The sequence below is a fragment of the Apibacter sp. ESL0404 genome (assembly GCF_019469245.1).
In the GTDB taxonomy this organism is placed as follows: domain Bacteria; phylum Bacteroidota; class Bacteroidia; order Flavobacteriales; family Weeksellaceae; genus Apibacter.
Genome location: NZ_CP048267.1, coordinates 1,698,775 through 1,713,346, shown reverse-complemented (window position 1 = coordinate 1,713,346; position 14,572 = coordinate 1,698,775). Strand labels below are relative to the sequence as shown.

Annotated in this window: 11 protein-coding genes; 6 read left to right on the top strand and 5 right to left on the bottom strand. The window is 30.9% G+C overall.

The window, feature by feature from the left end; genetic code table 11:
- Window positions 1-97: 97 nt before the first annotated feature.
- The 5 genes from GYM72_RS07240 to GYM72_RS07220 form a co-directional block, all read right to left on the bottom strand.
- A complete protein-coding gene (locus tag GYM72_RS07240) occupies window positions 98-1,078 on the bottom strand; it encodes a pyruvate dehydrogenase complex E1 component subunit beta (protein ID WP_160541881.1) in 981 nt (326 codons plus the stop codon).
- Window positions 1,079-1,348: 270 nt separating this feature from the next.
- Window positions 1,349-2,347 carry a glycosyltransferase family 9 protein gene (locus tag GYM72_RS07235; RefSeq protein WP_369682264.1) on the bottom strand — a complete coding sequence of 333 codons (999 nt, stop codon included), beginning with the start codon at window positions 2,345-2,347 and terminating at the stop codon, window positions 1,349-1,351.
- Between the two features lie 12 nt (window positions 2,348-2,359).
- Entirely contained in the window at window positions 2,360-2,779 is a 420-nt protein-coding gene (locus GYM72_RS07230) for a SufE family protein (RefSeq protein WP_220263940.1), read from the bottom strand.
- Between the two features lie 10 nt (window positions 2,780-2,789).
- The gene (gene serS / locus GYM72_RS07225) at window positions 2,790-4,058 is read right to left on the bottom strand and encodes a serine--tRNA ligase (RefSeq protein WP_220263939.1); all 1,269 of its coding nucleotides are present in this window, start codon (window positions 4,056-4,058) and stop codon (window positions 2,790-2,792) included.
- Window positions 4,059-4,249: 191 nt separating this feature from the next.
- Window positions 4,250-5,239: a helix-turn-helix transcriptional regulator gene (locus GYM72_RS07220; RefSeq protein WP_220263938.1), complete on the bottom strand. Its 990-nt coding sequence runs from the start codon at window positions 5,237-5,239 to the stop codon at window positions 4,250-4,252.
- Window positions 5,240-5,377: 138 nt separating this feature from the next.
- Between GYM72_RS07220 and GYM72_RS07215 the strand changes: the two genes are divergently transcribed.
- The 6 genes from GYM72_RS07215 to GYM72_RS07190 all read left to right on the top strand — a co-directional run bounded on the left by GYM72_RS07215 (window position 5,378) and on the right by GYM72_RS07190 (window position 14,571).
- Window positions 5,378-7,759, top strand: a complete 2,382-nt coding sequence (locus GYM72_RS07215; RefSeq protein WP_220263937.1) for a TonB-dependent receptor plug domain-containing protein — start codon at window positions 5,378-5,380, stop codon at window positions 7,757-7,759.
- A gap of 13 nt (window positions 7,760-7,772) precedes the next feature.
- A complete protein-coding gene (locus GYM72_RS07210) occupies window positions 7,773-9,005 on the top strand; it encodes a DUF4374 domain-containing protein (protein WP_220263936.1) in 1,233 nt (410 codons plus the stop codon).
- A 30-nt stretch (window positions 9,006-9,035) separates the two neighbouring features.
- Window positions 9,036-10,268 carry a DUF4374 domain-containing protein gene (locus GYM72_RS07205; RefSeq protein WP_220263935.1) on the top strand — a complete coding sequence of 411 codons (1,233 nt, stop codon included), beginning with the start codon at window positions 9,036-9,038 and terminating at the stop codon, window positions 10,266-10,268.
- A 141-nt stretch (window positions 10,269-10,409) separates the two neighbouring features.
- Complete coding sequence (locus tag GYM72_RS07200; protein ID WP_220263934.1) at window positions 10,410-11,879, top strand: ankyrin repeat domain-containing protein; 1,470 nt, start codon at window positions 10,410-10,412, stop codon at window positions 11,877-11,879.
- A 6-nt stretch (window positions 11,880-11,885) separates the two neighbouring features.
- A complete protein-coding gene (locus GYM72_RS07195) occupies window positions 11,886-12,368 on the top strand; it encodes a DUF2271 domain-containing protein (protein ID WP_220263933.1) in 483 nt (160 codons plus the stop codon).
- Window positions 12,369-12,372: 4 nt separating this feature from the next.
- Window positions 12,373-14,571: a PepSY domain-containing protein gene (locus GYM72_RS07190; protein ID WP_220263932.1), complete on the top strand. Its 2,199-nt coding sequence runs from the start codon at window positions 12,373-12,375 to the stop codon at window positions 14,569-14,571.
- Window position 14,572: the final 1 nt, after the last annotated feature.

The window sequence follows — 14,572 nt, the reverse complement described above, 5'->3', positions numbered from 1 at the left end:
TTAATTTAAAATTCAGGTTTCAAAATTAATTTATTAATTAAAATTGAAACCTGAAAAAATATTTTTTAGTTTATATTATTAAAGAAAATAACTACGATTACTTTTTATATAAAGTATTTTTAACTGCGGTTATTACTTGGTTCACATTCGGATACCATTTAGAAAATAAAGAAGAAGAATAAGGGGCTGAAGTATCAGCAGTTGTAATTCTTTTTATAGGTGCATCCAAATAATCAAAAGCTTTTTGTTGTACCATATAAGCAATTTCACTAGCAACAGATGCAAAAGGCCATTCTTCAATTAATAATACCAAACGATTGGTTTTCTTAACGGAATTAATAACAGTGTCATAATCTAAAGGTCGAACAGTTCTTAAATCAATAACTTCTGCATTTATGCCTTCTTTTTCAAGTTCAGCAGCAGCTTGTAAAGCAACTTTCATTATTTTACCAAAAGAGACAATAGTAACATCGGATCCTGGTTTCTTGATGTCTGCAACACCTATAGGGATAAGATATTCATCTTCAGGAATCTCCATTTTGTCGCCATACATTTGCTCAGATTCCATGAAAATAACAGGGTCATTATCTCTAATAGCGGATTTCAATAATCCTTTGGCATCATAAGGATTAGAAGGTACGATAACCTTTAATCCGGGACAATTGGCAAACCAACTTTCAAAAGCTTGAGAGTGAGTAGCTCCTAATTGTCCGGCTGAAGCGGTTGGACCACGAAATACGATTGGTACATTCCATTGACCACCGGTCATTTGATAAATTTTAGCTGCATTATTTATGATTTGGTCGATTGCAACCAAGGAAAAATTAAATGTCATAAATTCTACAATAGGACGGCATCCATTCATGGCTGCGCCAACACTAATTCCGGTAAAACCACTTTCTGCAATAGGGGAATCAATGACTCTTTTGGCACCGAATTCGTCTACCATTCCTTTGGAAGCTTTATAAGCTCCATTATAATTAGCAACTTCTTCGCCAATCAGATAAATGGAAGGATCTCTTCTCATTTCTTCGCTCATAGCTTCACAAATTGCTTGTCTAAATTGAACTTCCTTCATTGTACTTAAAATTATTACGGCAAAAGTACAAATTTTTTGAACAATCAAATTCTTTTATGTTTAAAAAGAAAAGAAAATTTGTATAAAAATTAAGAAATAATTTTATATAAAATAAATTGACTATAGGTTTTGGTAGTATTTTATATTGTTAATATGTTAATTTATCGAACGTTATCAATTTTTGATATACTGTAAGTTTTTAATCTAAGTAATTAGAGATGTTGTGATTATGAAATAATTTTAGGTATATATACAGTATAAAAATACTAATTATAAAATAGTTTGACTTTTTATTTTATTTAAGATATAGGAACATTCCAAATTTCTTGTACATGCCCAATCATTTCTATAACAAGGTTTATTTCCAAAAATCGAGCAAGGTCGGCAAGGAAGATCATTTATTTGTATCACATCATTTAATTGTTGACCATAACCTAAAAAACCGGCGAAAGGATGAGTAGCTCCCCAAATGGAAATAACTTTGGTTCCCACTAAAGAAGATATGTGCATATTGGCAGAATCCATAGTTATCATTAAAGGCAATTGGCTAATTAAATTCATTTGTTCCTTTAAGGTAATTTGCCCTGATAAAGAATGAATATTTGAATGCATTTTCTGCCAAGAATCAAGAATTTCAGTTTCTTCCTTTCCGCCTCCAAATAAATATATTTGATAATCATCTTTTGCAAGATGTATGCAAATATCTTTCATTTTATCTAAAGGTAACATTTTTTCCTTGTAATTTGCAAAAGGTGCAACGCCTATGGAGTTTTTCTTCTTTATAGGGTTTGATGATAATTTATGAGATAATTTTAAATCAAATCCCAATCTTCTGAAAACATCGGCGTAATATTCGGATACAGGGCGAAGTGGATAAAGTTTTTTATTTTTTCTTCGAGTTAATAATTTTTTTTCTTTACGATTTTTATCAAGGGTAGCAATTTTTTTTATATGTTTAGATAAAAATAATTTTAAAATTTTAGTTCTTAAGACATTGTGTAAATCAGCTACCATAGTAGGTTCGTAAACCTTTAATTCATCGGCAAGTTTTTTTAAACCTAAAATTCCATTATAGTTTTCGATATCCACTCCTATAAAGGTTATATTAGGAATTGATTGAAAAAAGGGAGCAAAAAAATGGCGGGTAACTATCAGCAACTCAACATCTTTATTTTGCTCGATAAATTCTCTTATAACGGGTACAGTCATTGCGACATCTCCCATTGCAGAAAAACGAAAGACTAAAATTTTTTCTTTGATCTTACTCACTTTTTTTACTAATTATTTTTTTGCAGAGTAAGCAATTGCGTAATATTTAATTTGTTTAATCATTGCCAATAACCCATTAGCTCGAGTAGGAGTTAAAAATTCTTGAAGACCTATTTCTTCAATAAAATTTTCATCCGATTTTAAAATGTCTTCAATGGGTTGTCCTGAATAGATGCGTACTAACATGGCAGCTATTCCTCTCGGTAAAATAGCGTCAGAATCTGCTTCAAAAAATAATTTACCATTTTCCGAACGAGTAGTTAGCCAAACTTGTGACTGACATCCTTTGATTAATTTATCTTGAATTTTGTCTTTTTCAGACATTTCGGGCAGAGATTTACCTAATTCAATAACATATTCATACCGTTGTTCCCAAGAGTCAAATAAATTAAATTCATTTATAAGTCCTTGTTGTATTTCAGAAATTGTCATGGAAAAATATTTAATTAATTAAGTCGAAACCGGTATAAGGAACTAATACCTTCGGAATTTTAATTCCTTCTTCCGATTGGTGATTTTCAAGCAAAGCTGCTAAAACTCTAGGTAATGCAAGAGATGAACCATTAAGTGTATGGCAAAGCTGATTTTTTCCTTCTGATTTATATCGTAATTTTAATCGATTAGCTTGAAAAGTTTCAAAATTTGATACTGAGCTAACTTCCAACCATCTTTCTTGAGCAGCCGACCAAACTTCAAAATCATAAGTAATTGCTGAGGTAAAGCCTAAATCCCCGCCACATAGTCGTAGTATTCGGTAAGTGAGTTGTAGTGACTCCAATAAAGATTTTACATGTTCAACCATTTCATCCAATGCCTCATAAGAGTTTTCTGATTTTTCGATTCGAACAATTTCAACTTTTTCAAATTGATGTAATCTGTTAAGCCCTCTAACATCTTTACCATAAGAACCGGCTTCTCTTCTAAAACAAGGAGAATAAGCAGTTAATTTAATTGGTAGTTGATTTTCATTTAGCAATACATCCCTGTACATATTGGTTACCGGAACTTCAGAGGTAGGAATCAAATATAATTTGTCTTCATTAATATAATACATTTGACCTTCTTTGTCAGGAAGTTGTCCGGTGCCGTATCCGGAAGCTTCATTTACTACAAATGGCGGAACAATTTCCATATAACCGGCTTCAGTATTTTTATCTAAAAAATATTGAACCAAAGAGCGTTGCAATCGAGCTCCTTTTCCTTTATAAACGGGAAAACCGGCACCGGTTATTTTTACTCCTAATTCAAAATCTATTAAATCGTATTTTTTAGTAAGTTCCCAATGAGGTAAAGCATCATTTATGATATTTTCATTTGCAGTATGCTTAAAAACCTCAAGATTATCCTCTTCATTTGTTCCTACAGGAACTAAATCGTTTGGAATATTGGGTACTTCATATAAAGCTAATTTTAACTTTTCCTCTGTTTCAGATAAATTTTGTTGCAACTTTTTAGTGGATTCTTTTAAAGAAAGAGTTTGTGATTTAGCATTTTCGGCTTCATCTTTTTTACCTTCTTTCATAAGAATTCCAATATCTTTTGAAATTTTATTCATTTCTGAAAGCTGGGAATCCAAATCAAATTGTATCTTTTTTCTGGATTCATCCAGTGAAATAATTTCATCGATAAGTTCTAATTTGCCGAAATTTCTTTTTTTTAATCCGGCTAAGACCTTTTCTTTATTATCTTTAATATATGCAACCTGTAACATATCAATGTAAACTTTAAATGGCAAATTTAGTGTAAAAAAATAAATATCTAATAAGGAATAGAAAAGCTCAGTTAAATATACGTTCAGACATTAAAAAAATATCTGATGAATAAAAATCATTTAAAGAATTAATAAGATGGAAAAAGAACGAAAAATCTTTTCAAATAAGAAACGATCGATTTATTTAAAGTCTAAAGTGACTCATCTAGTATGTATTGTTTAGGTGTTTTTCCAAACATTTTTTTGAAGGAGGTTATAAAATGAGAAGTGCTTTTATAACCTGTTGCCAATGCAATTTCATTTATTGGGTAATGGTTATTCAACATTTGAAGTGCCTTTTTCATCCGTAATTGTATAATATAATAATGAATGGTACAACTATAAGCCTGTTTAAATCCCGTTTTTAATTTTAGTTCATTTAAATGAATGATTTTAGATAGCTGGTTAATTGTAGGCGGTTCTTCGTAATGGGTAGTTAAATAGGCATTAGCTAGTTCAATTTTTTTGAAATCTTCCTCTTTTATAGACTTTATTTCTTTCTTGTTTGTTGATAATTTTATAAAGATTTTTAAAAACAATTCTTTTAACTTAATTTGATAATAACTGTGACCGAATACTCCCGTTTCTTTAATTTCAATTAATTCATTTATAATTGTAAGCATATTGAAATCTATCGGTAAAACTATTTCGTTAAAATCAGAATGAGCATTCCGTTGAATATCTTTACAAAAGATACTATCCAAAAACCATTTTTCATTTTTTAAGATAGAAAAAATAAAAGGTTTAGATATGAAAATACTAATAGAATAAAATGTCTTTTCATAAGGATCTATCTTAATTTTTATGTTATTTTTATTTTGATATGCTAATTGTAAAATACCGGGCTTAATACCATAAATGGTTTTATTTTGAGAAGATTCAATAGTTGCTTTTCCTTGTAATAATAATGATACTTGTATGTAGTCATTTTCAATATTTAATGTTTGAATACAATTATGCACTACAGAAAATTTTTGAATAAGAATACATAAACCTCCGGTATATATACTTTTTTGAATACCACTGGCAAAATGTTTTTTAAAATGGTTTTTCTTAGTAATTATAGGTGAATTAATATTTAATCTGTCTTCCAATTCAATAGTCAGTAAAAGATCTTGATTTATTTCCGAATAAATATTCATGATACTGTTTATATTATTTTTTATACCAAATATGATATTATTATATGGTTCTAAAATTATACTTTCGTAAATAATATTTATTTAGTCTAAACAAAAATAAGAAATAAAAAATTATTGAGGTCTTAAACTTACTGCTCCATGAAAGTAATTATCAATATTCTAATTATATGCTCATTTTCAACCTGTTTATACTCTCAAATGGCATTTGTAGAAGGAATAGTTACCTCTAATACCCAAGTATTGGAAAATTGTTCTGTTCAGGTAGACAATATAGATTATATAACTAAAACCGATCAAAAAGGATATTATAAGATAATGCTTCCTGAGGGAAATTATGGGTTAACGTTTTCAAATCCTAAATTTGACACCCAACGTATTCCTGTTTATTTAAAAAAAGGAGAAAAGAAAAATATATCCATTAAACTTAAACCTATAACCTATACCGATATTGATAACGTTGTAATTATCGGAAAATCGGCCTTACAAAAAACTAAAGAAACCCCGTATAATGTAACTGTTTTAGATGCTAAATCATTTTATAATAGCTCATTAGATTTAGCTCATATGCTTGAGAAAGCACCCGGAGTAAAAATAAGAGAAGCCGGAGGGGTAGGTTCGGATTTGTCAATTTCATTAAATGGTTTTACGGGAAAACATGTTAAATTATTCATGGATGGTGTTCCTATGCAGGGTTTCGGTTCTGCTTTTCAATTAAATAATATTCCGGTAAATATAGCGGATCGAATCGAGATATATAAAGGAGTGGTGCCTATTGAATTTGGCACTGATGCAATAGGTGGAGTGATCAACATTGTGACGGCTCAAAGTACTAAAACCTATATGGATTTATCGTATTCTTCCGGCTCATTTAATACCTACCGAACCGATTTAAATATGGGCCATACATCAAAATCAGGATTTACGATTCAACTTAATGCTTTTCAAAATTATTCAGATAATAATTACAAAGTAAAGACTTCTATATTGGATTTGAAAACAAATGTCTTTTCATCCGAAAAATTTTGGGTCAAAAGATTTCATGGAAAATATCACAATGAAACAGGTATTTTAAAATTAGGCTTTATTAAGAAACGATGGGCAGATAAATTTCTAATAGGGATTACATTAGGACAAGAATTTTCCGATATTCAAAATGCCAATTTAATGGAAATTGTTTACGGAATGAAAAAAAGAATGGGTACAACTGTTATGCCTTCTTTAGTTTACGGAAAAAATAATTTTTTGATCAATAAATTAAATCTTAAACTTACAGCAAATTATAATAGAAATTATAATAAAAATACGGATACGGCAGCCAGACAATACAATTGGTTAGGAGACTATGTACCCAAAAAAACCAGAGGTGAAGGCATTCATTCTCTTTCAAAATTTTATAATGATAACTATTCATCAACAGCAAATTTAACTTATCGATGGAATGATATGCATTCCTTTGCTGTAAATGATGTTCTTTCCGGCTACAAAAGAAAGAAATCCGATCGGGTTTCTATAGTGGAAATCGGTTCCGTGCGCGATACTATGAGAAGAACCAATTTGAAAAATATTTTAGGAGGTTCTTATAGTTTTAATTATAAAAATATATGGAATGCGAATGTTTTTGGTAAATATTACTATCAAAAAGTGAGAGGTCCTAAAAATATTTCTACCATAACCAATAGTACAAAATATATTGAAAACACGGAAAAATTTAACACCAACGGGTATGGCTTAGCCGTCACTTATTTTTTGAAAGATTTTCAGTTTAAAGGATCATTAGAAAAGGCATACCGTCTGCCCACAGATAATGAACTCTTTGGGGATGAAGTATTAGAATTGGGAAATTCAGTTTTAAAAGCTGAAAATTCCATTAATTACAATTTAGGAATCCTTTTAAATAAACAATTTAAAAATAATAATGTTATCTACTTTGATGTCAGTGGTTATATAAGAGATACTAAAGATTATATCCGAAGAATTATTGAACAACATTATGGTACAGCAACTTATGTCAACCACGGAAAAGTAAAAAATATTGGAATAGATGCTGAAATAAAATTCTATTACAGAAATAAATTTTCGTTAGGAGGAAATGTAACTTACCAAAATTTAAGGAATAAAGAGCGATATTCTTCCGTCAGTGGAAACAGGAAAGATATTACCTATAATGACAGAATACCTAATGTTCCTTATTTTTTCGGCGCAATTGATGCAGCATATTTTATTAACGATCGGGTAAAAAGAAAAAATAATTTAAGTATTGGTTATACATTCAACTTTATTGAAAAATTTTATCTTAATTGGGAAAGTTTGGGAAATAAAAAATCGAAATACACTTTACCCCGACAACTATCACATGATCTAATTATAAATTACACCCTCTACGAAAGTTCATTGAGTGTTTCATTGGAACTTAAAAATATCACCAATGAATTTCTTTATGACAACTACAGTTTACAAAAGCCCGGTAGGGCTTACTATATCAAGCTAAGATATTCATTTTCAAAATCACATAAAAAGTAAATAAATCAATAATATGAGAAATAGATCATTTAAAAGAAAATTCCTTTTAATAGCAGCACTATCAGTTTTCATAGTGGGATGCGGAAGCGATGACAATGATAACCTATCAGAAAATCCGGGAACAGATTCTGCTACACAAAAATTTGTTATAGCTGCAACTATGGGCAGTTCCAGCTATATGTTAACTTCCGATAATCTGGATATAGGCAGAACCTCGCTATCGGGAAATGGCGTGGAAGTAGGAAGAGTATTTACACATTTTATAAATAACCACTATAAATCATTAGTAGGGCTGGTATACGGACAAGGAGGGGCATACGTTGGATATTGTTTCATTTTGGCTCCAAACGGCAAAATTCAAAAATTAAAAGGAGATCAGGATATGGGATTTCAAGTAAACAGTTATAATACCGTTGGAAATTTCGGAAATTATATGATTTCTGCACGAGGATCACAGGCTTTAGCAGACGGAACGACAGGAGCCATCTTCAGTTTTATAGAACAAGAAGGAACAAATATGTCTATAACCCAAAAAACATTACATACCGATAATATAGTTGGAAACGATTATAATCCAACGATTAGCGGAATTGTTGATACCGAAAATGGAGAATTTCTTACCTCAGCCGTTAGTCCCAATGATCCCGATAAAGTGCATGTGTTAGCTTTAGACGCAAATTTAAATGTTAAACGAATTTATTCGGATGATAGAATCAGTTATTCTGCAGGAAGATGGCGATCTGCCATGTATTCTCAAATAGGAAAAGATGATAACGGAAATACCTATGTATTTTCAGGTTCATACGAAAGCGCTACCACAAAACCAGCGGGTGCGTTATGTATAAAAAAAGGAAGTACTGCCTTCGATAAAGATTACTATTTTAATATTGAACAAGCATCAGGGGGCTACCGATTTCGTAAAGTATTTCATATAACGGAAGACTATTTTCTATTAGAATTTTATAACGAATTGGACTATAACATTATAAGCCCTGCCTCTCAATATGCAATTCTAAAAATGAGCACAAAAAATTTTAATTGGTTAAGAGATGGTTTCCCATCTAAAGAACAAATTACGGCAACGGGATGGCCATTAAGTTATGACGGTAAAATATATCTGCCGGTTACCACATCCAATGAGCAGCCTACCGTATACGTGATCGATCCTAAAACTACTTCAGCTAAAGCAGGATTAGTGGTTGAAGCAGATGGCATTACGGGATTATCCCTGTTAAAAAAACAATAAAATTCAATAAACTCTTAAATAAAATATAGTATGAAAAAAACAAATTTTATCCAAAAAGTATTAGTAAGCTTTTTGGCCGGATGCATGACTATATCATGTAGTAGCGATGATGATAATACGGTAGCCACACAACCCATTCCTACTAAAGCAGATAAGTTTGTAATAGCGGCTGCTCCCGGGAGTGGAAAATTAGGTACAGGAACTTATTTTTTGACTGTCAATCATTTAGATAGCGGTAAAGATAGTATTTCAGGAAATTCTAATTCAGTGAAAACAACCAGTTCTTTTACACAGATCGTAGTAAACAATGCAAGCACCTTGGTTGGATTTATTTATCCCAACGGATCAGATTTAGGGCAAGGAAAATCGGGATGTAGAGCATTTAAATATGACACAGATGATAAAATGAAAGAATTGCAGGGAAGTCCGATAATTATTGGTAGATTTTCAGTTACAGGAAATTTTGGAAAATATGTTTATGCCATATCCAATAAAGATAACAGCTTTCTGTATGAGAGAAATGGAGATAATATATCAATGATAGATAAACCTATCGATTTAAGTTCGCATATGATTGATGACAAAAAACCAACCATTACAGGAATTGCAGATAGAGGAAATAATGAAATAGCTGCTGCATTTAAATATACAAATTCAGATAATGTTTATGTAGCCTTGATGGATTATAATATGACTATTAAATCAGTCATTAACGATTCTCGCTTAAGCTATTCTGGAGGCCAATGGAAAGGTGCTGTATATTCTCAAATTTGGCCGGATGGATCAGGAAACGTATATGTATTTTCAGGTGCCGGATCCGGAAATACCACTGCTAAAAAAGCAGGGGCTTTAAAAATAAATAAAGGTTCTCAAACATTCGATTCAAATTATTATTTTGATATTGAAACCGCTTCAGGAGGATATAAATTCAGAAAAGTTTTTCCGATTACTAAAGATTACTTTTTACTTGAATTTTACAACGAAACAGCAAATACCGGAAACGGTTCCAAAGCAACACGTTTTGCAGTCGTTAAAATGGAATCTAAATCTTTTAAATGGGTAGAAGGAATTATGGACTATACCCAAGTGTCAAGTAACGGATGGCCGTTAGCATATAAAGGTAAAATATATTTACCATTAAATCCGGTAAGCGGAAATTCAGCCATATATGCCATAGATCCGGTAACAGCAACAGCAAATAAAGGATTTGAACTTTCCAATGATAAGGAGCATATTAGAGCGGTCACTTTCTTGAAAAATTAATTAATTTTACTCAGATAATTTTTTAATAGAAGCAGTTGATTTATTCAACTGCTTTAAACTATTTTGTTTTTATTTAGTCTATATAAGTATTATTGCAAAAAAATTACTATTATAGTGCTCTCATTTAAAATATAAAAAAAAATGAAAAGAAGTTTCGTAACTCTACTTTGCATGGCATCCATTTGGATGAATGCTCAAATAAATAATACCTTGTTAGATAATAACTTTTGGAAAAATAAACCCGATTTACAAGCAGTTGAAACAGAAATTAAAAAAGGTAACAGTCCGATTGAGTTTAATGATAACAAATTTGACGCTGTTACAGTTGCCATACTAAATGAAGCCCCTTTAGAAACTATTAAATACCTGTTAAAACAGAAAGGAAATGACATAAATAAATTAACTCATGATAACAGAATTTATTTACATTGGGCAGCTTTAAAAGGAAATACTGAATTAATAAAATATTTAATCGATAAAAAGAGCAATATTAATTTAGAAGATTCCCATGGGCTCACTCCTTTAGTATTTGCAGCAAATGCAGGTCAAACCAATGTTGAAATCTATCGCTTGTTTTTTGATGCCGGATTAAATCCTAAGCAAAAATATAAAAACGGGGCAACCATTTTGCTTTTAGCTATTCCCTATGATTCTGATATTCACCTTACCGATTATTTACAATCCAAAGGTCTTTCTTTATCGGATACAGACGATAAAGGAAGCACAGCATTTGATTATGCGGCCAGAAAAGGCGATATAGAATTATTAAAAAAATTGAAAACAAGAGGGGTAAAAAGCACCAACAATGCTCTTTTACTGGCAGCTGAAGCTACACGGAGAACAGCCAATACCTTAGATGTTTTTAAATATTTGGTAGAGGATATAAAATTAAATCCTTTAATTGTCAATGACGATCAACAAACCGTACTTCATATAGTCGCAACAAAACCTGATCAGGCAGAAATTATCAACTATTTTATTTCTAAAAAGGTTGATCCACAAAAAAAAGATAAAGAAGGAAATACAGCATTTATAAAAAGTGCTTCAGGAAAAGATATTAAAAATACACAAGTATTTTTACCTTTAGTTAAAAATATCAATGAAGTTAACAATAAGGGAGAAAGTGCTCTAATGTTAGCAGTAAAATCTAGTACACCGGAAATGATTGCTTTGTTACTTGCTAATGGAGCTAATATAAATCAGAAAGATAACAAAGGAAACAGTTTGGTTTATTATCTTATCCAATCTTATCATCCTAGAAATAAAGATTTTGATGCAAATTTAGAATTACTAAAAGATAAAAGAGTTGATTTTAATGCAAAACAAGAAGAAGGCAATACCCTCTATCATTTAGCAGTCGGTAAAAATGATATCAATTTGATTAAAAAAATTTCAGGATTGAAAGTAGACGTTAATACAGCTAATAACGAGGGGATAACTCCTTTACAAAGAGCTGCAATGATTGCTAAAGACGATACTATTTTGAAATATCTGCTATCTTTAGGGGCAAAAAAAGACCTAAAAACAGAGTTTGGAGAAACAGCCTATGATTTAGCAAAAGAAAACAAAATCTTAACTCAAAATAAAGTATCCGTTGATTTCTTAAAATAATCTATTATGAAGATGAATATTAAATTAGTAGCTTACAGTTTACTTCTTATGTTGATGCCTTTTATGGGCCATGCACAGACTCATAAATATAAATGTTTACTTCAAATGAATAATTATATAGGAGAAGGTGCCTACATAGTAGTATCATTAATTTCTCCGCAAGGTCAATATGAAAAGACATTATATATAATGGGAGAAGATAAAAGATGGTATAATACCTTAAAAGAATGGCATAAATACAATTCAAAAAAGAAAACTATAGATGCTAAAACCGGAGCATCCGTAACCGGCGGAGACCGTAGCATAACCACGTTGGAAATTGAAGATTCTAAAATTGATAAGGGATATAAACTCCGATTTGAAACTGCTGTTGAAGATCAAAATTATTATGTAAAAGATCTGGAAATCCCTTTAAATTCTCAAGCCTTTACGGGTAAAATATCCGGAATGGGATATATAAATTATGTGAGACTAAGTAAGATTCAATAATTCAATGACGCTTTCCATTTGGAGATATGCTCACTTAACTTTAGCATTAGTTTCTTTCATATTTTTGAGTATGGCTTCCATAACGGGATCCATACTTGCTTTTTATACCATTGAAGAAAATACGTCACCATATTGCATTCATAATTTAAATCGTATTAGTATTGCGCAGACTCTTTCAGCATTACAATCTACTGTTCAGGAAATTTCTGAATTGGAAATTAATGAAAAATCGTTTGTAAAATTACAAGGAACCGATACGAATGGGGAGGAGGTAGTAGGATATATAAATCCTAAAACGGGAACTATCATAGGAAAACCTCAAAAAAACAATTCTTTTATCTTGTGGGTTACCTCATTACATAGATCCCTGTTTATGCATGAAACAGGACGCATACTTGTGGGTATCAATTCATTTTTACTTTTTTTAATAGCAACTTCGGGAAGCATACTTATAATAAAAAGACAGAAAAAATTCAGCAACTTTTTTTCAAAAATAAAAAAAGCATCTTTTTCTCAATATTACCATACTTTGTTTGGACGTGTACTGCTTATACCTATTGGTATAATTTCATTAACCGGAAGTTATCTATGTTTAGAAAGGTTTCATTTTTTTTCCAAAGAAGGTGAGAAAATTATTTTTCATTCTCCCCAAGATCAAACTTCAACAAAGAAACTATTATATAAAGATATCCCTCTTTTTTCACGAATTAAACTTTCAGAAGTTCGTAAAATAGAATTTCCGTTTTCCGATGATCCCGACGAATATTTTATTTTAAAATTAAAAGATAAAGAATTAACCGTCAGTCCTTTAACAGGTGAAGTTGTCTCTCAAGTTAATGATCCGATTTCAAAAAAGTTAGCAACTCTAAGTTTAGACCTTCATACCGGCAGAACTCATGTAGTTTGGGCTGTCATTCTTTTTATAGCCGGTGTATATATATTGTTTTTTATAGTTTCAGGATTTACCATAACTTGGAAAAGAGGAAAACGTAATTTTAAAAATAAATACCTACCTGAAGATAGTCAAATTATACTATTGGTAGGATCAGAAAATGGAAGTACGTTCAACTTGGCTCATTCAATTCATCAACAAATGGTTTCGCAAAATTATCGATCCTATCTAACAGAGCTTAATAAGTACCAAGTATTTCCAAAAGCGGAATATATACTAGTTTTAACTTCAACCTATGGATTGGGAGATGCTCCCTCAAATGCGCGTAAATTCGAAACACTTCTAAAAGAAAATCCACAAAACCAAAACGTTAAGTTCAGTGTAGTAGGGTTTGGTTCAAAGTCCTATGAAGATTACTGTTTGTTTGCTAAAACTGTAGACGAACAAATCAAAAAAGAGGCATGGAGCGAACAGATATTAGATTTATATACAGTAAACGACCAATCAATAGATGAGTTTACAACATGGATAAAAGAATGGAATATTAAAACGGGTATCAAACTATATGCTGATGCAAAATTTTATACAAGTAAACCTAAGAATCGTATAAAAATGAAGATAGAGGAGGTTTACATACCCAATGATTCAAAAGAAACTTTTATAGTACAAATAAATCCCGGTAAACAAAAATTTACTTCAGGAGATATCCTTGCTGTTTATCCCTGTAAAGATCAAAAGGAAAGATATTATTCCATAGCCAAAGTCAATCATAACATACATTTATCAATAAAATATTATCCGAGCGGCTTGGCGTCAGAATATTTAATAAATCGGAAAAAAGGAGATACCATATACGGGAAAATCATAACTAACACTTCTTTTCATTTTCCCGAAAAAGCAGAAAAAGTAGTTATGATTGCCAATGGGACAGGAATAGGTCCCTTTTTAGGAATGATCGATCAAAATTCAACCAAAGTTAAAACTTATTTGTATTGCGGATTCAGACAACGAAGTGAAATGGTAGATCAATATATTTGTTTTTTGAAGGAACAAATGAACCAAGGATATTTAGAACAATATAATTTTTCGTATTCATCAGATATAGAAAATAAATATGTGATGGATTTAATTCAAAATGACAGAGATTTTTTTGTTAATTTATTGGAAGAGGGAGGAGTAATCATGATTTGTGGAGCTTTGCAAATGCAACTGGAGGTTGAAAAAGTCTTGGATGAGGTTGTTTTTGTAGATAGCATAAAAAAATGTAATGATTACAAAAGAAAAGGACAAATTGTAACCGATTGTTATTAAT

Bases quoted from the DNA above. Each gene is read 5' to 3' on its own strand.
- GYM72_RS07220 (WP_220263938.1), bottom strand. From the start codon at position 5,239: ATGAATATTTATTCGGAAATAAATCAAGATCTTTTACTGACTATTGAA.
- GYM72_RS07215 (WP_220263937.1), top strand. From the start codon at position 5,378: ATGAAAGTAATTATCAATATTCTAATTATATGCTCATTTTCAACCTGT.
- GYM72_RS07190 (WP_220263932.1), top strand. From the start codon at position 12,373: ATGACGCTTTCCATTTGGAGATATGCTCACTTAACTTTAGCATTAGTT.
- GYM72_RS07240 (WP_160541881.1), bottom strand. From the start codon at position 1,078: ATGAAGGAAGTTCAATTTAGACAAGCAATTTGTGAAGCTATGAGCGAA.
- serS (WP_220263939.1), bottom strand. From the start codon at position 4,058: ATGTTACAGGTTGCATATATTAAAGATAATAAAGAAAAGGTCTTAGCC.
- GYM72_RS07230 (WP_220263940.1), bottom strand. From the start codon at position 2,779: ATGACAATTTCTGAAATACAACAAGGACTTATAAATGAATTTAATTTA.
- GYM72_RS07195 (WP_220263933.1), top strand. From the start codon at position 11,886: ATGAAGATGAATATTAAATTAGTAGCTTACAGTTTACTTCTTATGTTG.
- GYM72_RS07205 (WP_220263935.1), top strand. From the start codon at position 9,036: ATGAAAAAAACAAATTTTATCCAAAAAGTATTAGTAAGCTTTTTGGCC.
- GYM72_RS07200 (WP_220263934.1), top strand. From the start codon at position 10,410: ATGAAAAGAAGTTTCGTAACTCTACTTTGCATGGCATCCATTTGGATG.
- GYM72_RS07210 (WP_220263936.1), top strand. From the start codon at position 7,773: ATGAGAAATAGATCATTTAAAAGAAAATTCCTTTTAATAGCAGCACTA.